This window comes from Ferruginibacter sp. SUN106 (assembly GCF_050611765.1).
GTDB lineage: Bacteria > Bacteroidota > Bacteroidia > Chitinophagales > Chitinophagaceae > Ferruginibacter.
On sequence record NZ_JBODJC010000002.1, the window covers coordinates 1115375 to 1139111 of the forward strand.

Annotated in this window: 25 protein-coding genes; 17 read left to right on the forward strand and 8 right to left on the reverse strand. The window is 38.4% G+C overall.

What is annotated here, in order from left to right:
• Positions 1-8: 8 nt before the first annotated feature.
• On the forward strand, positions 9-689 hold the full coding sequence (locus ACQ334_RS10625) for a response regulator (protein ID WP_430988184.1): 681 nt from the start codon (positions 9-11) through the stop codon (positions 687-689).
• A gap of 71 nt (positions 690-760) precedes the next feature.
• Here the strand turns inward: ACQ334_RS10625 and ACQ334_RS10630 are convergent, their stop codons facing one another.
• The gene (locus tag ACQ334_RS10630) at positions 761-994 is read right to left on the reverse strand and encodes a hypothetical protein (RefSeq protein ID WP_430988185.1); all 234 of its coding nucleotides are present in this window, start codon (positions 992-994) and stop codon (positions 761-763) included.
• A 4-nt stretch (positions 995-998) separates the two neighbouring features.
• The gene (locus tag ACQ334_RS10635; RefSeq protein ID WP_430988186.1) at positions 999-1457 is read right to left on the reverse strand and encodes a hypothetical protein; all 459 of its coding nucleotides are present in this window, start codon (positions 1455-1457) and stop codon (positions 999-1001) included.
• A 208-nt stretch (positions 1458-1665) separates the two neighbouring features.
• Here ACQ334_RS10635 and ACQ334_RS10640 point away from each other — a divergent pair, with 208 nt between their 5' ends.
• The 12 genes from ACQ334_RS10640 (at position 1666) to ACQ334_RS10695 (ending at position 10462) form a co-directional block, all read left to right on the forward strand.
• The gene (locus tag ACQ334_RS10640) at positions 1666-2715 is read left to right on the forward strand and encodes a sensor histidine kinase (RefSeq protein ID WP_430988187.1); all 1050 of its coding nucleotides are present in this window, start codon (positions 1666-1668) and stop codon (positions 2713-2715) included.
• Entirely contained in the window at positions 2712-3419 is a 708-nt protein-coding gene (locus ACQ334_RS10645) for a LytR/AlgR family response regulator transcription factor (protein WP_430988188.1), read from the forward strand. The genes ACQ334_RS10640 and ACQ334_RS10645 overlap by 4 nt, the downstream gene beginning before the upstream one ends.
• 72 nt (positions 3420-3491) lie before the next feature.
• Positions 3492-4439, forward strand: a complete 948-nt coding sequence (gene paaA / locus ACQ334_RS10650) for a 1,2-phenylacetyl-CoA epoxidase subunit PaaA (protein WP_430988189.1) — start codon at positions 3492-3494, stop codon at positions 4437-4439.
• A gap of 31 nt (positions 4440-4470) precedes the next feature.
• Complete coding sequence (locus ACQ334_RS10655; protein WP_430988190.1) at positions 4471-4854, forward strand: four helix bundle protein; 384 nt, start codon at positions 4471-4473, stop codon at positions 4852-4854.
• Positions 4855-4876: 22 nt separating this feature from the next.
• Complete coding sequence (gene paaB, locus ACQ334_RS10660) at positions 4877-5242, forward strand: 1,2-phenylacetyl-CoA epoxidase subunit PaaB (protein ID WP_430988191.1); 366 nt, start codon at positions 4877-4879, stop codon at positions 5240-5242.
• A 27-nt stretch (positions 5243-5269) separates the two neighbouring features.
• The gene (paaC, locus tag ACQ334_RS10665) at positions 5270-6022 is read left to right on the forward strand and encodes a 1,2-phenylacetyl-CoA epoxidase subunit PaaC (RefSeq protein ID WP_430988192.1); all 753 of its coding nucleotides are present in this window, start codon (positions 5270-5272) and stop codon (positions 6020-6022) included.
• Positions 6022-7368 carry an SUMF1/EgtB/PvdO family nonheme iron enzyme gene (locus ACQ334_RS10670; RefSeq protein ID WP_430988193.1) on the forward strand — a complete coding sequence of 449 codons (1347 nt, stop codon included), beginning with the start codon at positions 6022-6024 and terminating at the stop codon, positions 7366-7368. Before paaC ends, ACQ334_RS10670 begins: the two co-directional genes overlap by 1 nt.
• Positions 7368-7862, forward strand: coding sequence for a 1,2-phenylacetyl-CoA epoxidase subunit PaaD (paaD, locus tag ACQ334_RS10675; protein WP_430988194.1), 495 nt, complete (start codon positions 7368-7370; stop codon positions 7860-7862). The genes ACQ334_RS10670 and paaD overlap by 1 nt, the downstream gene beginning before the upstream one ends.
• Before the next feature lie 134 nt (positions 7863-7996).
• A complete protein-coding gene (locus ACQ334_RS10680; protein ID WP_430988195.1) occupies positions 7997-8632 on the forward strand; it encodes an MgtC/SapB family protein in 636 nt (211 codons plus the stop codon).
• A 27-nt stretch (positions 8633-8659) separates the two neighbouring features.
• Positions 8660-9436, forward strand: a complete 777-nt coding sequence (locus ACQ334_RS10685) for an enoyl-CoA hydratase-related protein (RefSeq protein ID WP_430988196.1) — start codon at positions 8660-8662, stop codon at positions 9434-9436.
• Positions 9437-9464: 28 nt separating this feature from the next.
• Entirely contained in the window at positions 9465-9875 is a 411-nt protein-coding gene (paaI, locus tag ACQ334_RS10690) for a hydroxyphenylacetyl-CoA thioesterase PaaI (RefSeq protein WP_430988197.1), read from the forward strand.
• On the forward strand, positions 9872-10462 hold the full coding sequence (locus ACQ334_RS10695) for a transferase hexapeptide repeat family protein (protein ID WP_430988198.1): 591 nt from the start codon (positions 9872-9874) through the stop codon (positions 10460-10462). The genes paaI and ACQ334_RS10695 overlap by 4 nt, the downstream gene beginning before the upstream one ends.
• 40 nt (positions 10463-10502) lie before the next feature.
• On the opposite strand, the gene ACQ334_RS10700 is transcribed toward ACQ334_RS10695, so the two are convergent.
• Positions 10503-10847, reverse strand: coding sequence for a DUF6970 domain-containing protein (locus ACQ334_RS10700; protein ID WP_430988199.1), 345 nt, complete (start codon positions 10845-10847; stop codon positions 10503-10505).
• A 104-nt stretch (positions 10848-10951) separates the two neighbouring features.
• Here ACQ334_RS10700 and obgE point away from each other — a divergent pair, with 104 nt between their 5' ends.
• Together obgE and ACQ334_RS10710 are read left to right on the forward strand one after the other, a co-directional pair.
• Positions 10952-11950 carry a GTPase ObgE gene (gene obgE / locus ACQ334_RS10705; protein ID WP_430988200.1) on the forward strand — a complete coding sequence of 333 codons (999 nt, stop codon included), beginning with the start codon at positions 10952-10954 and terminating at the stop codon, positions 11948-11950.
• Between the two features lie 114 nt (positions 11951-12064).
• Positions 12065-12994, forward strand: coding sequence for a CPBP family intramembrane glutamic endopeptidase (locus tag ACQ334_RS10710; protein ID WP_430988201.1), 930 nt, complete (start codon positions 12065-12067; stop codon positions 12992-12994).
• A gap of 69 nt (positions 12995-13063) precedes the next feature.
• Here the strand turns inward: ACQ334_RS10710 and ACQ334_RS10715 are convergent, their stop codons facing one another.
• Genes ACQ334_RS10715 through ACQ334_RS10735 form a run of 5 tightly spaced genes read right to left on the reverse strand, consistent with a single transcriptional unit; the run spans position 13064 to position 21583 of the window.
• A complete protein-coding gene (locus ACQ334_RS10715) occupies positions 13064-14914 on the reverse strand; it encodes an alkaline phosphatase (protein ID WP_430988202.1) in 1851 nt (616 codons plus the stop codon).
• Positions 14880-15878 (reverse strand): purple acid phosphatase family protein, encoded by a 999-nt coding sequence (locus ACQ334_RS10720; RefSeq protein ID WP_430988203.1) that lies wholly within the window; start codon positions 15876-15878, stop codon positions 14880-14882. The genes ACQ334_RS10715 and ACQ334_RS10720 overlap by 35 nt, the downstream gene beginning before the upstream one ends.
• A 1-nt stretch (position 15879) precedes the next feature.
• Positions 15880-16941, reverse strand: a complete 1062-nt coding sequence (locus ACQ334_RS10725) for a phosphatidylinositol-specific phospholipase C1-like protein (protein ID WP_430988204.1) — start codon at positions 16939-16941, stop codon at positions 15880-15882.
• A 16-nt stretch (positions 16942-16957) separates the two neighbouring features.
• On the reverse strand, positions 16958-18592 hold the full coding sequence (locus ACQ334_RS10730; RefSeq protein WP_430988205.1) for a RagB/SusD family nutrient uptake outer membrane protein: 1635 nt from the start codon (positions 18590-18592) through the stop codon (positions 16958-16960).
• Between the two features lie 18 nt (positions 18593-18610).
• Positions 18611-21583: a SusC/RagA family TonB-linked outer membrane protein gene (locus ACQ334_RS10735; RefSeq protein ID WP_430988206.1), complete on the reverse strand. Its 2973-nt coding sequence runs from the start codon at positions 21581-21583 to the stop codon at positions 18611-18613.
• A gap of 314 nt (positions 21584-21897) precedes the next feature.
• Here ACQ334_RS10735 and ACQ334_RS10740 point away from each other — a divergent pair, with 314 nt between their 5' ends.
• Together ACQ334_RS10740 and ACQ334_RS10745 are read left to right on the forward strand one after the other, a co-directional pair.
• A complete protein-coding gene (locus ACQ334_RS10740; protein WP_430988207.1) occupies positions 21898-22431 on the forward strand; it encodes a hypothetical protein in 534 nt (177 codons plus the stop codon).
• 247 nt (positions 22432-22678) lie between these two features.
• Entirely contained in the window at positions 22679-23728 is a 1050-nt protein-coding gene (locus ACQ334_RS10745) for a 3-oxoacyl-ACP synthase III family protein (RefSeq protein ID WP_430988208.1), read from the forward strand.
• Positions 23729-23737: the final 9 nt, after the last annotated feature.

Genomic DNA, 23737 nt, shown 5'->3' on the forward strand with positions numbered 1-23737 from the left:
AGCATGAAATGAATAAACCTGTAAGGATAGGACTGGTAGATGATAAAGCTGTTAACCGCAGCAGTATAGCTGATAAGATAAAGCAATTTGAAGACCTGGATTTTTGCTTTGCCGCAGTCAATGGCAATGATTGCCTGGAACAGTTAAAAGGCCTGCCGCTGGAAAAAATGCCACAGGTTATTTTTATGGACATGGAAATGCCGGAGATGGATGGTGTTCAAACGATCAATATTGCAAGGGCATTATATCCCGAAATTTATTTTATTGTACTTACCGTATTTGATGATGATGATAAAATATTTGAAGCAATAAAGGCGGGTGCACATGGCTACCTGTTAAAAGATGAAAGTGCTATTGCATTGCATAATGCCATCACCAATGTAAGGGAGAACGGGGGCGCCCCTATGAGTGCTGCTATTGCACGTAAAGCGCTTGAAATGCTGAGCAAGGCACAACTGCAAACAGAAACAAGAGCTGCCGAACCCAACCTGCTGGATGCTTTAGTTACCGAAAGGGAAAAAGAAATATTACTCCATACTATTAACGGGCTTGATGCAAAACGAATTGCCGCAATACTGGACATCAGCGTACTTACAATACGCAAGCACATTGCCAATGTGTATCAAAAACTACATGTAAACAGTAAAGCGCAAATCATCAGCCTGGCACATAAGAATAACTGGGTATAAAATATTATCCAATTAATAAATTAAAATTCTGCTCCTTGTAACTTATGCAACACTGTTATTTACTAATAAGATCAATTACCGGCATTGCCACCAAAAGAATGAGCAGGCACAGTGTTAACACCAGCACCCGTTACTGAATCAGCTGTATTGGTTGGTTTGATAAACATACTGGCTGACGATGGTAATAAACTGCTTTTTTGATTACCACTATCCAATGCCCCTGTTACAATTACAAAGAGCGCATAACAGCAGAGAATTTTTAATGGTATATCTTTTTTTGCCCTTATTTCAAATTGTGTTTTCAAATTTTCAGGGTGTATTAGTAAAAGTAAAATTTGCAACTGTACTGATTCCCGTGCCTGCACTTTTAATAGTGCCGGTCATTGCATTACCGGCAACAGTACCAGTAAGCGTATAGGTTAATGCAGGGCTACTATTGGGCTGGTACCATGTAGCAGTAACTATTGTACTACTTCCTGTAGTGGTTACATAAGTGCCGTCAAGTTTTATCAAAGCACTTGTTGTATCACTTGCTGCCATAGTTGTTCCGGCAGAATAATAATTATTAGCATACTGCCTCATCGTGCCATCATTCCTTAATAAAATGGCATTACCCGGTCCTTGTGAGCTGCTGGCACCGATATAGCCATGCCAGAAATTGCCGGCGTTAGCAGGTGTATCTGTGTGACTACTTTTTTTGCAGCTTACAATTGATAAACCCGTTACTATAATAATAAGTAAGTGGTTAAGGGTGTTTTTTAGTTTCATGTCATTTATTTTTATTGTTAATAAGGCTTAAACCAATCTGAATACAATTACAAGTTCCAGGTCAAAAATAAAAGCAAAGACCCGTGCTATGAACCTCTTTACATGAGTTGACTGTTTTACTTGACGAAATGAAGTCCTTTCTTCACCAATGAAAATGCTTTGCTTTGGTATTTGCCGTTTCTTTGCTTTGATAAAAACCTGTAGTACTATGCCTGTTTCTTATAAAAATAAATTTGTCAATTACCTGCCTTTTGTATTGCTGTGGTTGTTTGTATCAATGGTGATGTTACTCATCTATTTTGATGTTAGTGTAAGTGTGGGTCCTCAACTGGTGGGCACTTTTTTAGGTACCACGCTTTCTTTGCCGCTAAGCTGGTATGCTGCTACCAAAATGGTACCACGGTATTTGTATCAGAAAAAAATACGTCGTTTTATCTGGCGGCTATCTTATCTCACCATTATTAATGTATTGTTGGTTTATCTCATCAGCGCCACTGTTTATTACAGCCTTACCGGAAAACCTGTAATAAGGCCGCTTTTTGTAATGCTGATGATTATTTTTTTACAGCTTTTTGTAAACCTGATATTTATTTCCATCAGTTGTGGTGTAAAAATAATTGCCGACAGGTATGGGCTGGAGGAACGTTTGCATGAAAGTGAAAAAGAAAAAATAACAACAGAGTTGAATTTTTTACGGTCGCAGATTAACCCTCACTTTCTTTTTAATATTCTTAATACTATTTATTTCCAGATTGATAAATCTAATTTACAGGCAAGAAGTTCAGTAGAAAAATTTTCGGAAATGCTGCGTTACCAATTATACGATTGTAATACCGATAAAATTGAAATAAAAAAAGAAATTGATTATATTGAAAGCTATGTAGCCATGCAAAGCCAGCGGCTGGAAACCGGTACCGACATACAATTGCATACCACAGATGGTTTAGAAGGCTTTGCTATTGCTCCTTTTATGATTTTAACTTTAGTTGAGAATGCTTTTAAACATATTTCACATTTTAAAAATGCAGCAGAAAATAAAATACATATTGATATCCAGAAAAAAGAACAGCTGCTGATTGTAAAGGCAACCAACACCTATGATAAAAGTGAAAAAGTAGAACACCTGCTGCAATCCGGCGGATTGGGTATACAAAATTTAAAGCGCAGGCTGGAGTTGCTTTATCCCAACAAAGCAGATCTATCGGTTCATAATACAAACATCATTTTTGAATCCATATTAAACCTGCAATTATCATGATCAACTGCCTCGTAATAGATGATGAACCTATTGCCCGTACAGGTTTACTGGAGCATATTAAACAAATTGATTTTTTAGTTGCTGCCGGTGAGTGTAAAAGCCCCATTGAGGCTACTACATTCCTGATGCAAAACAAGGTAGATCTTTTATACTTAGATATCCAGATGCCAAAAATGACAGGCATCGATTTTTTAAAAAACAATCCGCAACTGCCCCCTGTAATTTTTACTACGGCTTATTCCGAATATGCCATCGAAGGATATGAACTGGATATACTGGATTATCTTTTAAAACCGATCAGCTTCAACCGGTTTTATAAATCAGCGTTAAAGGCAAAAGAATTTATAGATTTAAAAGCAAGCAGCAGATACAACGTGGAAGAAGATTATTTTTTTATTAAATGCAATCAGCAAATTGAAAAAATATTTATCAATGATATTATTTATGTAGAAGGAATGGCTAACTATATCATCATTCATACAACCCAGCAAAAATATATCGCTTACTTAACTTTTAAAGGTATTGAAGAACAATTGCCTGCTCATCTTTTCATCCGCATTCACCGATCGTATTTAGTTGCCGTAAATGCTATAAAATCTGTTACCCCCGAAGAAGTGGTTTTACCTGGTATTGTTTTGCCCGTAAGCAAAAATTATAAAGACCATGTGATGGAACTGGTGGAAAAGCGCTTGTTTAAGAGATAGTTATATAAAACAACCCTGCAAACTAACAACCGTTAGTTTTTTGTATTATTTTTACGCCATAAATTCCTCATTATGGCAGTACAGGATTTCGAAAAAATATTCCAGGATAAAATTGACCAGGAAATAAAGATTGAGCCCAAGGATTGGATGCCGGAGGCGTATCGTAAAACCAACATCCGCCAGATAAGTCAGCATGCACATAGCGAAATTGTGGGTATGCTGCCCGAAGGCAACTGGATCAGCCGGGCGCCATCATTAAAACGCAAGGCCATTTTAATTGCAAAAGTGCAGGACGAGGCCGGGCATGGTTTGTATTTATACAGCGCCGCAGAAACCCTTGGCATAAGCCGTGATGAAATGGTGAATGACCTTAACAGTGGCAAAGCAAAATATTCTTCTATTTTTAATTACCCCACCTTAACCTGGGCAGATATGGGCGCTGTTGGCTGGTTGGTAGATGGCGCTGCAATACTTAACCAGGTAATGTTATGCCGCACCAGTTATGGCCCTTATGCAAGGGCGATGGTACGTATTTGTAAAGAAGAAAGTTTTCACCAGCGACAGGGTTTTGAATCTTTATTGGTATTGTCTCAGGGAACGGATGAACAAAAAGCCATGTGCCAGGATGCGATCAACAGGTGGTGGTGGCCTTCGTTAATGATGTTTGGCCCAAAGGATGCAGAATCTACCAATAGCGATCAAAGCATGAAATGGAAGATCAAAAGAAAGACCAATGATGAATTGCGCCAGCAGTTTGTAGATATGATTGCCGAACAAATAAAAGTACTGGGCATGACATTACCCGACGACAAATTAAAATGGAATGAACAAAGAAAGCATTATGATTTTGGAGAGATCAACTGGGATGAATTCTGGGCGGTAGTAAAAGGAAACGGCCCTTGTAATAAACAAAGATTAGAAGCAAGACGTAAAGCACATGAAGAGGGTAAATGGGTAAGAGAAGCTGCTATGGCGTATGCGGAGAAAAAAGCTCACAACCTTAAAGAAAAAGCAGCATGAAAATTATTGATTAATAATTATTAATTATTTCATGGCTACTTACAATCACTTTTATGACTTACCTGCGTATAAAATTTGCAGGGCTTTTAGAAAAAAGGTATCAGCATTAGCAAAAAAGCATTTTCCAAAACATGAAAATTTTCATCTAACAGCACAAATATTAGATTCCAGCAGGTCTGTTACGGCAAACATCGCTGAAGGCTTTGGAAGATTTCACTACCAGGAAAATATTCAATTTTGCAGACAAGCAAGAGGATCTCTGACAGAAACGATGGAACACATGATTACTGCTTATGATGAAAAATTCATTGAAAAAGAAATTCTAACTGAGGTGAATAAGGATTATAAAGAATGTTTAAAACAAATTAATGGATACATAAAATATTTAAAAGACACTAAATCCGGAAATAATTAATAATTATTAATCAATAATTCTGATGACTATTAAAATAACAAAATACTATTACGGTGATATTCCTGAAGAAAAAGCAGCAGGCAATTTTTATAAAACAGAGCATGATAACACGGCTTGGCCTCTTTGGGAAATTTTTATTCGTAGTAAACAAGGTTTAGATCATAAACATGTGGGCAGCCTTCATGCAGCAGATGCTGCCATGGCAATAGAAAATGCAAGGGATGTTTACACACGCAGGCAGGAAGGTGTAAGCATCTGGGTGGTGGAAAGCAAATACGTCACTGCATCAAACCCTGAGGAAGCTGGTGAATTGTATGAACCTGCAGCCGATAAAATTTACCGCCATCCTACATTTTATGATTTACCGGATGAAGTAGGACACATGTAGGATTACTTAATAATGAATAATTAAATAATGAATAATTTCTTAGCTGACTATATACTTCATCTGGCAGATACCACACTAATTCTTGCACAACGAAATGCGGAATGGTGCGGACATGGGCCAATACTGGAACAGGATATTGCTATCACCAATATTTCATTGGATCTTATTGGGCAATCCAGAAATTTTTACCAATATGCTGCTACATTAATTGGTGGTGATACTGATGAAGATAAATTGGCGTACCTGAGAAAAGAAAGAGCATTCAAAAATTTATTATTAGCAGAGCAACCCAATGGCGACTGGGGACAAACTATTTTACGGCAATATCTCTTCAGCCAATATCAATATTTATTGTTTGAAAAATTACAGCACAGTAAAGACGAACAATTAGCTGCCATTACCACCAAAGCACTGAAAGAAATAAAATATCATTTGCGCTGGAGCAGCGAATGGGTAATACGCCTGGGTGATGGTACAGAAGAAAGCAGCACAAGAATGCTTACAGCCATTGATGAGTTGTGGCGGTATACAGGTGAGATGTTTGTAAGCGCAAACTATGAATTACAATGTGCAGCTGAAGACACAGGTTTTGATTGTGGTTTATTAAAAGAAGACTGGTTGCAAAAGGTAAAAGCCATTTTTGACGAAGCTGCATTGCCTTTGCCTGAAAAAGTATTTATGCAAAGTGGCGGCAAAGAAGGTACACATACCGAACACTTAGGTTATATCTTAGCAGAATTGCAATATGTACAAAGAGCATATCCAAATTCAACATGGTAATGAAAAGCCATAAACAAAAAAATATCGTTTACTATTTTATCTTTCTCTTTCTTGTTGTATCCCTGCAGTCATCAGCCCAGGTTGATGCTAATTTAAAATCGCTAAAAAAAACAATACACAAAACTGATAAGTTACTGGCTGAAGAATTTGCAGCCATCAAACTGATTCCGGCTAAAACATTTTTTGTACAGGAATACGAAGGCCGTGATTCTATAAGTTTTTATGTTGCGGAAAAGGCCACCACTGATAGTTTTTATATTTCTCCCTACGAGGTTACCAATAGGCAATACCGGCAGTTTGTGGATTATGTTCAGGATTCAATTTTGAGGCATTTGCTTGGTTATGAAAAACAAATTAATCCAGGCACTTTATGCATCGACTGGTCAAGAAAAATAGATATCGGAAAAGCAAGCCTTGAGATAGCTAATTCAGATTATCCAGGCACTAAGTCAATGTTTACAAAAACCTATGGCATCATTCACTTATTACCAAAGTATCTTGTGTATGCTTACCAGGATGGCCAAAAGTGGATTAAAATTCCGGTAATGCCTGATATTGATGCATGGAAGAATGATTACCCTTATTCTTATAATGAACCCATGTTTGTCGATCGTTACTTCCATCCTGCTTTTAGTAATTACCCTGTAACCGGAGTAAGTTTTTACCAGGCGCAGGCTTATTGCAATTGGAAAACCCGGCAAATACAAAAAGCCATTGCTCATGTTGCAGATATTGAGGTAGTGGTTTCTTTACCAACTTTATACCAGTGGGAAGCCGCAGCTACTTCCGGCCGTATACCGGATAATGATACAACATTACATAGCAGAGATGTTATAGGAATAAATGAGTACCGCAGGTATTTAAACAAACCTATCAAGGCTAATAGAAAAAATGGTATCGATTGTAATTTTTTTACTATCATGGATTCCAATGGATATATCATCAAAAATCCGGGAGATGATGGCGAAGTGTATACTATGCCGGTAAACGCCTACCAACCTGGTTTCAACGGCTTGTACAATATGAAAGGCAATGTGGCTGAATGGACCGCTACTGATGGTGATGAATGTTATAATGAATTAAAAAAAATGTTTGCAGCTGGAACGGATAAATGGAAGCACTTTACAGACAGTATAAAAAATACCAACCCTGCTTCAATAATTTCAACTGTACAACCGGATAGTTTTCTCAAGAAAATGAAAGGGACAAAAATTGTACAGGGCGGCAGCTGGAAAAGCGCTGCGTTTTATATACAACCCGGCGTTCACCAGTTTTATACAGCAGCCACGCAAGATGGTGGTATCGGATTCAGGTATGTGGTATTGTTTCAACAAAAAATAAAATAATGATCAGCGAAATGGAAAAGATATGGCAGGTACTGCAAACCGTTTGCGATCCTGAAGTGCCTGTGCTTACCATAATGGATCTGGGTATTGTAAGAGATGTAAAAATAAATGGAGAAGAAATTGAAGTGATAATTACACCAACATATACCGGCTGCCCGGCCATGGATATGATTGCAATGAATATTCGTCTGGCATTACTTGAAAATGGTTACAGTACAATAAAAATCACTTCAATACTTTCACCTGCCTGGACAACAGATTGGATGAGTGAAGCAGGAAAAGAAAAATTAAAGGCTTATGGCATTGCGCCGCCAAAAGGGTCGGGGCGCTTCAAGCAGTCTGAACCCTTTATTGAAGGCACTGATACTATTGAATGTCCGCAATGCAATAGCAGCAACACAAAATTATTAAGCGAATTTGGCAGCACCGCCTGTAAAGCATTATACCAATGCCAGGATTGTAAAGAACCGTTTGATTATTTTAAGTGTCATTAACATGGTCTGACGTCCCGTCTGACCATGTGTGACGTAAAACGCAGAAATGAATTAAAAGAGTTCGCTTATTTTTACAGCACCTGTTACAAGGTCAGACGGGACATCAGACCTTGTAACAGCTTAAATCAATAATTATGGATCTCTCTATTTATTTTGAAGAAGCCGCACAGGTATCTGCAGCATTTATCATTGGTGCCATCATTGGTTTAGAAAGAGAATTCCGCAGCAAGCCTGCAGGCTTTAGAACAATGATACTTATTTGTGTTGGCTCCTGCCTGTACACTATTATCTCTAAAGAAAGTAATGCTTCAGACAGGATTGCCAGTAATATTGTAACCGGTATTGGTTTTATAGGTGCCGGCGTAATTTTTAAAGAAGGCATTTCTGTAAACGGATTAACCACCGCAGCCTTAATTTGGGTTACGGCTGCATTAGGCATGGCAATCGGGTATCATAATTATCCCTTAGCAATTGTGGTATCAATAATAGTAGTGATCACATTGTTTGTTTTAGAGCCGGTGCAAAGATTCATCAACAGGTTGCACCGGGTAAAAGATTACAGAATTAAAACAGTGGCGGTGGGCAAAAATTTTAAACAGGAATTTGAGTTATTCTTTTCTTCCAACGATATGACATTCAGATGCATGAAAACAGTTAAGGAAGATAACGATGCCGTTTATTTATACCGCATCAGTTCACCTGATAGAAATTATGATGCAGTAAATAATTTTTTACTGAACCATACCGAAGTAAAAAGTTTTGAAGTGTAAATTATTAATTACAAAAATTTGCCTGATATGAATACCGTTCTGTTTGAAATAAAAAATAACATTGCTTACATCACTTTAAACCGCCCCGAAAAATTTAATTCTTTTAACCAGGAAATGGCATTGCTGCTACAAGCGCACTTAGATGAATGTGCCAGCGTACCTGATATACGTTGTGTGTACATCACCGGCGCAGGCAAAGCATTTTGCGCCGGCCAGGATATCAGCGAACTGGTGGGAGAAAATAAAATAGCATTAAAACAAATTTTATCGGAGCACTATAATCCCATTGTAAAACGCATCAGGAATTTGCCTAAACCTGTAGTGTGCGCAATAAATGGCGTTGCCGCAGGTGCAGGTGCCAACATTGCATTGTGTTGCGATGTTGTTGTTGCTACAGAAGCAGCAGCTTTTATACAGGCTTTCAGTAAAATAGGACTGATACCGGATAGCGGCGGCACTTTTACTTTGCCCCGTTTAATTGGCTGGCAAAAAGCAAGCGCATTAATGATGACCGGAGATAAACTAAGTGCCGCTGATGCAGAAAAAATGGGCATGATCTATAAAGTTTTTGCCAATGATATTTTTGAAGCAGAAAGTAAAAAAATTGCTGTTACACTTTCACAAATGCCTACCAAAGGTTTAGCCTATACCAAACATGCTTTAAATAATGCCTTTACTAATTCATGGGAAGAACAATTATTACTGGAAGATGAATACCAGCAAAAGGCTGCGTTAACAACAGATTATACAGAAGGCATTAATGCTTTTTTGGAAAAAAGGATGCCGGAATTTAAAGGCGAATAAATTATTGATTAATTAATTATTGATTACTATGCATACACCGCAACAAGTTGTTACACACATGATGGAAAACGATCTGTTTTCGCAATGGCTAGGTATTACTGTTATCGACATAAAAGAAGGCTACAGTAAAATACAAATGACGGTTAGAAAAGAAATGATCAATGGCTTTGGCATTGTGCATGGTGGTGTTGCATTTTCTTTAGGAGATAGTGCTTTTGCGTTTGCATGCAACAACCGTAATGTATTATCAGTTGCATTAGATACGGCTATCAATTTTTTAAAACCAGTTCATGTTGGCGATGTATTAACTGCCGAAGCAAAAGAATTACACAATGGAAAATCAACCGGACTTTACCACATCACTATCACTAATCAGAAAGAGCATGTGGTGGCAATGTTTAAAGGAACCTGTTACAGAACCGGAAAACCAATGCTATGATCTATCAATTCAAAAATTTCATCCCGGTGATTCATGAATCATCTTTCATTCATCCTCAGGCTGCTGTTACAGGCAATGTGATCATTGGCAAAGATTGTTACATAGGCCCCGGTGCAGCATTACGTGGCGATTGGGGACAGATCATTATTGAAGATGGCTGTAACGTGCAGGAGAATTGTACGGTGCATATGTTTCCTGGTGTAACGGTACTTTTAAAAGCCGGCGCTCATATTGGCCATGGCGCAGTAATACATGGTGCCACTATCGGCAAGAATTGTTTAGTAGGTATGAATGCTGTAATAATGGACAATGTTGTTTTAGGAGATGAATGCATTGTGGGTGCTTTAAGTTTTATTAAAGCTGACGAACAGTTTGAAGCCAGGAGTGTAATCGTTGGTAATCCGGCAAAAAAGATAAAAGCAGTAAGTGATGAAATGATCAACTGGAAAACTGAAGGCACTAAATTGTACCAGCAATTACCAAAAGATATGTTCGACAATTGTAAAGCCTGCGAACCTTTAAGAGAAATTCCGGAAGGGCATACACAACAAGCTGCTGATTATAAAACCTGGAACCAAAGTAAGTAGTTTTACATGGTCAGACGAGGGCGTCAGACCATGTAAAAAATTATTTCGGCGCCTGCCACACCATTTTTTCTTTCTTTTTTTCTGCAGTAAAATCAGGTAGTTTACCATCACCTTTACCGGTAAAACCGCCATCCGGATGGCCTAATAAATTACAGCTGCTGTCGTATACTTCGTTAAAAAAATCGCAGCAAGGCATTGTTACATAATACACTTTTTTACCTTTGTATTCGTACTCAATCACATTTTGTGGCTGTTCATGCTTCGCCATTTTTGCATAGGCTTCTATCTTTTTCTTTATGCAGGATGGTAGTGTATCCTTGGCTTTCTTTTTTTGAAAAGAAGAACAGATAACAATAACGATCAGTAGGGCAAATATCTTTTTCATGGTGGTGTTTATGGTGTATTTGCAAATGTAATACCAAACTGCTGTTTTATAATATCTGCCTTTAATTGCTTAAATCTTTAAATTTTACAGACCTTTGCGGCAGAATGGAAAAATCAAATTTTGTAGACCAGATAAGGATATTTTGCCGCAGTGGGCATGGCGGCGCTGGCAGTAAGCATTTTATGCGTAATAAACTTACCGCAATGGGTGGCCCCGATGGTGGCGATGGCGGCCGTGGCGCTCATGTAATTTTAAAAGGCAACAGCCAGTTATGGACCTTATTGCACTTACGTTATTTTAAAAATGTGTTGGCAGAAGATGGGGAGAATGGCAGCAAAAACAACAGCACCGGTGCTTTTGGTAAAGATATCATTATAGAAGTGCCATTAGGCACGGTGGCCAGGGATGAAGAAACCAACGCTGTGGTGGCAGAAATTTTAGAAGACGGCCAGGAAATTATTTTGGCCAAAGGCGGCCGTGGCGGATTAGGCAACAGTAATTTTAAAACTGCTACCAACCAGTCACCGGAATATGCACAACCAGGAGAAACAGGAGAAGAAGGCTGGAAAGTTTTAGAACTAAAAGTATTGGCCGATGTTGGTCTGGTAGGTTTTCCTAATGCCGGTAAATCAACTTTGTTAAGCAGTATTACTGCTGCTAAACCAAAAATTGCTGATTATGCTTTTACCACCTTAGTGCCACAATTAGGCATGGTGGAATATCGTGATGGCAAAAGTTTTTGCATTGCCGATCTGCCGGGAATTATTGAAGGTGCCGCCGAAGGAAAAGGCTTAGGCCATCGTTTCCTGCGCCATATCGAACGCAATTCTATTTTATTATTCTTAATTCCTGCTGATAGTGCAGATCATAAAAAAGAATTTGAAATTCTGCATAATGAACTGGAGGAATACAATCCGGAAATGCTGCAGAAAGATTTTGTAATTGCGATAAGCAAAAGCGATATGCTGGATGATGAACTAAAAACAGCTATTGCAAAAGAACTACCTAAAAAAATTCCACATGTTTTTATTTCATCGGTAACAAGATCGGGTTTACAGGAATTGAAAGACTTACTTTGGAAAACATTAAACACCGCAAAGTAAAGCCGCAGCATGCAACAGGCACACTTGGTACGCTTATAAATAAAGTCTAACTTCATTATACTATATCCTCTGTTGAAATTATCGGCAGAGGATTTTTATAAATACTATTGCATCTTGAACCAGGTTTTTAAATACATCAGGGAATTTTATCAGAAAGAATTTAACCTCTGGTATTTTTTATTGATCCTTTTATTAGTAGGTACCCTCATCTATGTAAACTACTGGCATTTTTTAGAACGACGTTATGCTGCCAATGCAAAAACCAAATGGGCTGGCTTTGCAGGTTATTACCTGTTATATTTTATTCCTTTTGCAACAGCCTTTTTTTTACAATTATTATTTTTTAAAGATTGTACGTATTACAACCATCCCTGGTTCTGGGTTATTTTGATACTGGCGCCGGCATTTTTTTCCTTTCGTGTAAATTTCGATTTTCACGAAGCCATCATCAACAAAATATGGACGGGTGACGAATTGCAATTCTGGTTGCGTTGTATCAACTGGGTGGTTCGTGTATTGGTATTACTGGTACCTGTTTTTATTATCTGGTTTATAAAAGATAAAAATACCCAACCCTTTTACGGGACCAAAGCTTTGGATGATATTAAGCCTTATCTCATCATGCTGCTCATCATGATCCCGTTATTAGCATTGGCCAGTACACAAAAAGATTTTTTAAGCATGTATCCCAAAGCTAAATTTTTAACCTGGTTAGAAACGGGTCATCAAAAATGGCGCTATGTAGTGTACGAGTTGTGTTATGGTTTTGATTTTGTAAGTATCGAATTTTTCTTTCGTGGGTTTTTAATTTTATCACTCTTGAAAATTTGTGGCACCCATTCTATAATTCCTGTAGCTTGTTTTTATTGCACTATTCACCTGGGCAAACCCATGGGTGAAGCCATCAGTAGTTTTTGGGGTGGCTTGCTTTTAGGCGTTGTAAGTTATAATACCGGCAGCGTTTGGGGTGGCCTGATAGTACACTTAGGTATTGCCTGGTTTATGGAAATCGGTGGTTGGCTGGGTGCTTTGTTTAGAAAATAAAATAGCAATTTTATTTCCCAGGATTTAGTTTGTAAGGTTGGCAACCTTTTCGCAAAACTGAAACTCTAATCAATTTTTAATCTTCATCGCCTCTAATATTTTATAAAAGATCGCAGTATTTTCATATACGCCGGTAAACAATTGTGCACCGGGGCCGTAAGCAAATACAGGCACGGGTATGGCAGTATGATCCTCTGTTGAAAACTGGCCACTTGTGTATCCTGTTGTATAATCTCCGCCGGTTAAACTTAAACCACCGGTTTCGTGGTCTGCAGTTACAATCACTAATGTTTCGCCATTACTATCTGCAAATTGCATCGCCTTTGCAATCACCTGGTCAAAGTCTAATACTTCGCTAACAAGCCATGGCAGCTGATTAGCATGTCCGCCATGATCTATCTGTGCGCCTTCCAGCATCATAAAAAATCCGGCTTTGTTGGGAGAAAGAAATTGAATGGCTTTTGTAAAAGCTTGTTGCGACCAATCGCCACGGCCTTTTAAAAAAGGAAGGCCCGCTTTATTTTCTGTTACCATCCAGGGTTTAGTATAATTGTTTTGTACACTATCAATGGAAGTAACAATATTAAAATATTGTTGTAGTTTTTGCAAAGTAACGCTCTGTACTTTGTCACTTCCCTGGCCCATGATCAGATCAATAGGTTCTTTCAGCAGATCATTTAAAATGGCATCGCTGCTGCTGCGTTCTGGTTGATGAGCATAAAAATCTGCAGGTGTGGCATCAGTAATATCACCGCTGGTAATGATACCGGTCTTCATATTGCGTTTGCGAAAAATAACAGGTAATAAAGTTAAAGCCCGGCCGGTATGATCGACACCTACAGCCCTGTTATTGGTTTTTTCTCCCGAAGAAAAAGCGGTTGATCCCGGTGCAGAATCGGTAATATAATTATCGTAGGAACTTGTTTTACTCAAGCCGGTAAAATGCATATTAAAAACATTCAGTGCACCTTTGTTAGCTGTATAGCCGGCATACAATTGTGCAAGGCCCGTTCCATCACCAATTAATAAAATAATATTTTTAACGGGTTTATTGGTGCCGTCATTGCGATAGGCAGGAGTGTAAATTGGATACACGACCGGTGAAGTGTATGTTCTATCCGGCAATTGTTTTAAAAAATCTGCTATCGCCACAACATGATCGGTGTTAATATAATCTACACCCAAACGCATAAAGGCATACCAGCTGTTAATGATATCAGGTGCATTCCAAAAGCGCACTTTTTTACCCAACGCATGTGCTTTATCGATAGCTTTTTTAATACCTGTCATTTCATTTTCCGGTATGCGGCCTTTACCATTCCACTGACTGTAATTTTTAAAATTATCACTCAGCATTACAATTTTGTGTAGTGCATCGGTTGTATAATTCTTATTTAATTCTCCATCAAAATGTATGCAGGCAGAATAATTTTTAAAAAGAGAAGGATCGGGCCGGTTACCGGATATGGCGATGATGACTGAAGCAGATTTAGTAATCTCAGGATACAAATCCAGCGTTTTAACCAGTTGATCAAGTGTTGCTATGGCTTCAGTTTTTATATCAATCATCAATTGCAGTACACGGCTGGTATCTGCATAAGCAAATCCTTTATTTTTTTGTATTGCAAGTTGTAAAGGTTGCAGGTATAAAGTTTCCAGCGTTTTTGCCGTGGTCAATTGGTTAGCTTCATGAGCTACCAGTAACATTCCATTTTGTAAAAAAATATCCGCTTCTATAGAACCGAATTGCTGGTTGTAAGCTTCATAAAAAGGAAAAGGTTTTTCATAATCGTTATGTGCATGCGTATTGGCTGTTGTGTATACAGCGGGTTGTGCAATAACTTTTACAAAAAAAAATAAAACAATTACACTAAATGAAATGCTTTTATTTATTGATAAGCGTAGTATTAATGACTTCATCTTTATAATTTATAAACTGCAGCAGCAGTTGATTTCCGGTAATAGAAAATGTTACAAAGCCTTGTGTAGCCGCAGCAAATTTACCGATGACCGGGTAAACTGTAACAGGCCTTGCTTCTGATGCGGCACCGGAGATGATATAGTGTGTTGTTCCTTCCGGCTTAATATATTCCAGGTGATGCTCGTGCCCGGCAATGTAAACATCTACTTTATATTTTTTAAAAATGGGCTCCAGGAAATCTTTCATCCGCTTTGTATCATCCGAATTTTTTCTCCAGCCACCTGTGTATACCGGGTGATGGCCCACAACTATTTTCCACCTGGCTTCACTGTTTGCCAGTAAATCTTCCATCCATTGTTGTTGTGCTTTTACATAACCAGGTTTGTACTTCACACTGTCGTATGGAGTACCACGCAATTCTTTTTCTATAGGGTCAGTATCTAAAAAAATCATTAACACAGAATCGCTTCCAATAGTAAACGTATTGGAATAATATCTTGATGGCATACTCCACCGGCTGCTGATCTTTGAATAGGCTACTTCTGCATCGGGGTTACTGCCATAATCATGATTACCCAAAACAGGGTACCATTTTACATGCAACGATTGCGCTGTATAAATGGTTTCAAATGAACTTATCCAATGATAATCCTGTGTACTTTGCACACCATAAGGATAAAAATTATCTCCTGTGGCAACTACAAAAGAAGCATCCAGGTCATGTGCGGCCTTGCCCATTCCTGCTGCAACTTCTTTCTGGTAATTCTCTCCATTTCTTCCCCAATCTCCCATCACAATAAAATGCAGTGCATTGGGTAATTTTTTTATACCTGCAATAGAACCACCTTTATAACCCAGGTCGTCTACTAACGGAGCTTGTGCATGTACCTGTGTAAAAGACAAAAGCAATAGCAGTTGAAAAACAATAATAATTTTTTTTAACCGGGAAAGAAAGAAGTTCATTTTACTTTTTTACAAATGGATTAATTCTAAAATAAGTATTGTTATCAAAGCTGATGCTGTAATCAGATTTAAAATGAGTGCTTTTGTAATAATAATCTGTGGTAATAATTTGTGCTCCTGATTTACAGGCAGCTTCAAAATCTGACCGGTCATTTTCACGGGCCATTTTTGTATCCGCATCTGCACGGGTTCTTACAATATACCCTTGTTGTACCAAACTGGTAATGGTGGTATCTTTTGGATTATTGCGAATCAGTATTGCTGCTTCGGGTGTGCCGGGTGCGGCATTGGCAAAAAATATCCTCCCTTTTAATGAAGGATGATTTTGCACATACATTTTTATTTTATCGCCTGTTTCATCCAGGATAAAAATAAATTTCCCTCTTGCATTTTTTAATGCAGGCCAGTTGCCTGCAATAACTGCTTCGGATAATGTGTTGTATTTTCCTCTTACCTCATCCGGTGTAATTAATTTTTCTTTACCAAGATAAGTTGTGATTTCTTTATCCAGTGCATCATAAATTTCAGGCGTAAATTTTTCCGGCGCAGTAAAGCCGGGCCTTTTCATCTCATCATCTTTTGCATTCATGGTAATAAAAACCGGGTTATGATTTTTATGTGCAGCAGACCATCGTTGTAATTCTTCCAGGCATAGCCTGAATGTTAAACAATTACTGCGGAAATCAATTTCAGGAATATGAAAAACTTTAAAGCCAGGTTGCTTCATTACACCTGCTGTATCATAGGCCGGTTGTCCTGTTACCCAATCCAGTCCTTTTGGATGTGCATATTTTCCGCCGGCAGTATCTGCATACACATCAATTTCAAGATTACATAAACCAAGATTCAATTGTTCGGTAAGCGGTACATGGCTGTAATCAATTTTACTCATTGATACAGAATCCATTTTGCTCAGCATTGTAAATAAAGCCGGGTCAATGGCTTTTTTATAACTGTTATGAGAACCGATAACCTGTAACTGGTTAAGGTGCAGGTTATCGGTTTGAGAGCAAACATATTGTAAGCTGAATAAACATACAATACCTGTTATTACATATTTCATCAACAGCATTTATTTTTTAGTATCCGGGGTTTTGTACCAATTTAGGATTCAATTGTAATTCACTTGCCGGTATTGGAAAAATTCTTTTGTTCGGACTTTTATCCATGCCGGGTGTATAGCCCGCCATTGCAATGTCTCCCGGTATCGGGTATTCTGTTTCATACTGGCCAAAACGGATCAGGTCATTTCTTCTCCAGGTTTCCCAATAAAATTCTCTTCCTCTTTCATCCAGTAAAGCCGGCAGATCGATACTTACTGCCAATTGCGCTTTCACTCTTGCTCTTATTTTATTCACCAGTAATAATGGCGTTTGTAATTCACCATTAACTGTTGTAGCAGTTGCACCTCTTAAAATTGCTTCTGCCTTCATCAGGTAAATATCCGATAATCTAAATACCGGCATATCATTACTGCTGTTTCTAGTTGCGGCAGTGGTATTTTTGTCAGGGTAAATTTTTATCGATCTTACACCCATACATCTTGCTAAATAATCATTGCCCACATCAAATGGTTTTTTACCTGTCATGATCAGGTCTTTTGTTATGGTTAAATGCCACACTGTATCTTTATCTACACCCGGGTAAGACGCATCTAAAGTTTTTGTTTTTAAAGTTAGCGTAAAAGGCGAACCATCATTATTATATTGCTTGCCAACCAACCATGTAGCTGTTCTTTCATCTCCGGCTAAATTAAATTTATCAAAAAAGTTGGGTGTTGTGCTCATAGAGATACTAAGGTTTGAAGGCACCCCATACTTTGGATATAAATACGCCATTATACCATGACGGGTAAATTGCTGACCCGGTATTAACAACGCATCATAAGGAACAGCAAAAATGGTTTCTTTAACTGCAGGGCCATTATCCGGTGCAAAAACGGTAGCCTGGCTGGCATCCAGGTCGTAGGCCTTACTTGCAATAACACTATCGCACATGGCTACTGCATCATTATATCTTGGTGTGCCCGTATACACTTCGGCATTGATATACATTTTTGCCAATAGTGCAAAAGCCATACCCCTGGTAGGATGCCCGTAAGTAGACGTTGCATTGGCAGCAGTTTTTACCGGCAGGTTATTGATCACACTTTTTAAAGTGGTTTCTATTGATGCAAACACCTGCGCTCTTGTTTTAGTAGCAGGCGATCCGTTTACAGGAAATGAATCAATTATGGGAACGTTACCATACAGGTCCATCATGTAAAAATTAAATAAGGAACGCATGGTTTTTAATTCTGCCAATGCAGCTAATTTAACCGGGTCGTTAACAGGCGTTGGCGATTGATTAACGATATTGATTACCCTGTTGCAGGTATTGATACCGCCAAAGCCCCATTCCCATACATCTTTTACATTGGTATGATCTTTTGTATAAGTGTGATGATGATGCTGACGGTATTGCCCGCCATCATCGTAGTTGCCATCTCTTGCAGGTATGATAAGCTCATCAGTTGTTAACTCCTGCATTCTGAAATATTCAATAGCATATTTTGAAGACAACTGGCTGTAGATAGGCCCGATAACTGCTGCATAATCGGCTGCAGTTGTAGGAAAGTTGGAACTTACGTATTGTGATTCCACTTTCACATCCAGTTTGCCGCAACTGTTTAATAGCAGCAATGCCGGAATGATGAATAAAAATATTTTTTTCATTGTTGTTAGTATGATGGTTTAAAAAATAATGTTGGCGCCAATTATTACTGATCTTGTTTTAGGATAAAAATTCCTGTTATCAATACCGGGTGTTAATCCGCCGATATTTATTTCAGGATCAATACCGGTATAATTAGTAATGGTAAACAGGTTAGTAGCAGCTACATAAAAACGCAGTTTGCTTATTGCCGCAGTTTTCAATTTTGCATTGTACCCCAGTGTAGCATTATCTAAACGTAAGTAAGAACCATTTTCTAAATAACGGTCGCTGGTGAGGTAAGCTACATTATCCGTATAAGCTTCATCCAATGTAAAGCGTGGGATATTTAAATTTTTAGCATTAGCAGGATTGTTTAGTGATGCCAATGTATTGTTCAATATTTTGTTGCCATATACACCTCTTATAAAGAAATTAAAATCAAAGTTTTTATAGTTCAGCGTATTATTCCAGCCGAAAGTAAATTTAGGTTGTGCATTGCCTGGCAATTGATAGTCGGATGTAAGTGGTTGCGATGCTATGATGGTGCCATCTGCTTTTTGAAATGTACTTACGCCGGCAGTGTTTTTGCCCATGTAATGCCACAAACTAAAAGTACCAAGCGGTTGTCCTTCTTTTACAACCTGGCTCCAGTTACCGGTTTGTCCTTGTCCGCCTAAATAGGCTGTAGGTATAGAAGACAAAGAAAATTTATCGCTTGATAAGGATACCACTTCATTTTTATTATGTGCAATATTGAAAGAAGTATTCCACGAGAAATTTTTAGTTTTTACAGGAGTAGCATTTAAGGTTAATTCAATACCTGAATTCTTTACTTTTCCAACATTAGCCGTTAATACATTTACAAAATACTGTGTGGTAGATACGGGATAATCCCAGATTAAATCGGATGTGTTTTTAGTGTAGTAATCTATTGAACCGCTGATCCTGTTTTTTAATATGGAGAAGTCCAGGCCCAGGTTCATCATTGAAGTGCTTTCCCATTTCAAATCAGGATTTTCATTTTGTACCACACCCAATGCAGTTAACAATTGCCCGTTGGAATAATACCTTCCTGCAGATCCATATCTTAGTATAGAAGTAAATGCATCAAAGCCTAATGAATTACCCGACACACCATAACCAGCTCTTAATTTTAAATCATCAAACAAATGCTGGTTTTGCATGAATGATTCTTTGTTGATCCTCCAGCCTGCTGATACCGAAGGAAAATAACCCCATTGATTATTAGCACCAAAAGCAGAAGATCCATCTTTTCTTACAGAAGCCTGGAATAAATAACGATCACCATACTGGTAGTTTACCCTTCCATAATAGGATATCAAACGCAATGTTGAGATAGCTGCATTATCAAAAGTGATATTACCCACCGTATTAGGATTACTTACATACAGGTTATAATAAGTAAGTAAGTCATTGGTATAACCTTGTGTAGAAACACCAAAACCATCGTTGATCCTGTCTTCCTGCCAGGAATAACCTGCCAGTAAACGCACGTTATGTTTACCTAAAGTTTTATCATAATTAAAATAAGATTCTACTACCTGCTTATGATTTTCATATTCGGCACGGTAAGCTTTACCGTTAGCGCCCACAGCAAGCCCTGAATTCTTATTGTTATAAATACTAATGGTAGACTGTTGTTTTTGGTCAGCATAACTTAAAGTATAAGTCAGTCCTTTCATAATTTTCACTTCAGCATTTGTATTTAGTAAAGTGCCTTCTTCTTTCCCGCTCAGTTTATTATTATCAATAATGCCAACAGGATTTAAATAACCGCCCCTGCTAAAATCTTCTGTATACGACCCATCAGGTTGCTTAACATTTACGGTGGGCATATACACCAGCATATTACCAAACAAAGAACTTTGAGGAACGTCTGTATGATTGGTGGTACTTTTAATTAATGCAAAGCCAAGTTTTAAATGTTCTGCAAAAAGCTTCTGTTCAATATTTGCTTTTTCAATAACTCTTTTTAAAGAAGTGGTTTTAATGATACCCTGGTTTTCGAAATAGTTTACGCTTGCGCTATACAATGTTTGTGCATTACTACCCGATAAAGAAAGATTATGATTATGAGATATACCGGTACGCTGTACTTCTTTTTGCCAGTTGGTATTTGCTCCCGGGTTATCATACTGAGATAATAATACCTGCCCGTTTTTGGTAAGGTAGCCCCTCAATTCATCACCAGTTAGCATATCAATATTTTTAGCTACTGTTTCTATACCTATATAAGGACTGTATGATAAACGTGTTTGCCCCTGTTTTGCTCTTTTAGTAGTGATCATTATTACGCCGTTAGCAGCACGGCTACCATATATAGCTGTTGAAGAAGCATCTTTTAAAACATCAATAGTGGCAATATCTGCCGGTGCAACCAGATCTATTGACGCTCCGGGTACGCCATCAATTACATAAAAAGGTTCGTTTGCACCTTCCCGCAATGTTGATGGGCCACGGAGAATAGTGACAGGTTTAGCATTGGGATCACCACTATTGGCAATATTTAATCCAGCTACTTTACCTTGCAGCAGTTGTGCAGGAGATCCCGTTACAGCCTGGTTAAAATTTTCGCTGCTGATACTGGTAATAGCACCGGTAACATTACGTTTACTGGATTTTCCATAGCCTGTTACCACTACATCATCCAGTTTTTTGGTTTGTATTTTTAGGGTTACTGTTATATTTATTGTTTTACCTGCTTCAATGGTATAGCCAGTTAAAGTTTCGGTTTCAAATCCTACAGCTGTAACAATAAAGCTGTAAGGCCCGCCGGCTGCAAGTTTACTAAAAGTGAAAATACCTTTGCCATTGGTAACAGCACGGCTACCTGAATTTGCAGTACTGTTAACAGCTTGTATATTGGCTTGTTCTACCATTTCGCCGGATTCAGTTTTCACTGTGCCGGTTACCTGCCCGGTAAGGTTTTGTGCGTTGGCATAAAATGAGCCGGATAAAAATACCAGCAGCCACCATAATGACTTTTGCATAAGTTTTGGTTGATTTAATATTATATTTTCAGTTAAAAAATGGCACGCTATTACTTTTTCAGCAATAGCAATCCTAATCAAACAGCAGGCAAGCGAAATAATTATTATTATTTTATGAGGCCACAAAAGTATCTGTCTGAAATTGGTAAAAGGGAAACTTAGCGTTAAGTATTTATTACATTAACATTAAGTAAAAACAAGAACTTTTATACGAAGAGAAAAATATGCTGTACCTTTTACTTAGGGAACTAACGTAGCTTCAGGGAGTTTTACTCTTGCAGGAGCAGTATTTTATAGCTAACTTTACAATATAAATGAGAACGATAGTCACCATATCGCTACTATTTCTTTTAACAACCCTGCTCTGCTCCTGTCCCTACAGCTCTCAATATAAGTTAGACGAAAACCCCAACATTTATGTAGAGGACGATTTACTGGGCAGCTGGGCCACTTTTGTAAAAAAACCGGTGAGTGGTAAGGAAGAACCGGTAAAACTTATTCTGAGCAAAAAAAATGAAACGGAATATAATATTGCTTTCACCGGAAAAATAGATGAGCTACGGCCATTTAAATTAGTAGCTAAAGATTCTATCAGTGGCACTGCTTTTATGAGTACTGCTGCAGGCAGGCAGTTTTTAAACATCACTATTAAAGGCACTAATTATATTGCCGAACTAAAATTAAAAGATGGCGCTCTCTCCCTATTACCATTAGTAGAACATTTCACGGGTAAAATGATTCAGAATAATACGGACCTGCGAAACTGTGTGGAGTTTCATTACAGAACCCGTGTACATGCCATGTATGATGATGAGTTTTGTTTGAGGGATATGGTGAAGGTGAATTAACATGGTCTGACGTCCCCGCCTGACCATGTTAACCTGGTTACGAACACTTTTACTACTATTGATCTTCATTGGCATCTACCGTGGCGGATCAACAGTATTTCTTTATTCATCTTTAATTGTTTTTTAAACTCAGCGCCACATGGTCAGACGAGGACGTCAGACCATGTAGCAGCTATATTTTAGTTGCAATTGAAATAGTTGCAAATCTCCCCGATTTTGTAAATTGCTCCACTAAACCAACGATTGTATGCCACTAAGTAAGATTGCCGGTATTGGTTATTACGTTCCCAAAAACGTTTTTACCAATAATGACCTCACTAAATTTATGGACACCAGCGACGAATGGATACAGGAACGGACCGGTATACAAGAGCGTCGCTATGCACACCGCACCGAAGAAACCACTACCACTATGGGTGTGGCCGCCGCTACTATTGCTATTGAAAGAGCAGGCATCACTCCACAGGATATCGACTTTATTGTTTTTGCAACATTAAGCCCGGATTATTATTTTCCTGGCTGCGGTGTATTACTGCAACGTGCCATGAAGATGAAAGAAATTGGTGCATTGGATGTGCGCAATCAATGCAGTGGTTTTGTATATGCACTTTCTGTTGCCGATCAGTTCATCAAAACGGGTATGTACAAAAACATTTTAGTGGTAGGCAGTGAAAAACATTCTTTTGGTTTAGACTTTAGTACCCGGGGCAGAAACATTTCAGTAATTTTTGGTGACGGTGCAGGCGCAGTAGTTTTGCAACCCACCACAAAAGATGGGCAGGGCATTTTAAGTACACATTTGCATAGCGATGGTGATAGCGCAGAGATATTAGCCATGTATAATCCCGGTACGCATGCTAACCACTGGACAGCTGATAAAGTGGCTGATTTTGATACTGCGGAAATGGGCAAAATGTTTATGAGCCACAATATGATCGATCATGCACAGAATTTTCCCAATATGGATGGCCCGGCTGTTTTTAAAAAAGCCATTGTAAAATTTCCGGAAGTAATTATGGAAGCGTTGGCAGCAAATGGTTTGCAAACAAGCGATATTAACTTATTGATACCGCACCAGGCTAATTTGCGCATTGCACAATTTGTACAGCAAAAATTAAAATTATCCGACAACCAGGTGTACAACAATATTCAAAAATATGGCAACACTACCGCTGCTTCTGTACCCATTGCCTTGTGCGAAGCATGGGAACTGGGTAAAGTAAAAGAAGGTGACCTGGTTTGCCTGGCAGCATTTGGTAGCGGCTTTACCTGGGCAAGTGCCTTGTTGCGTTGGTAACTCCTTTCT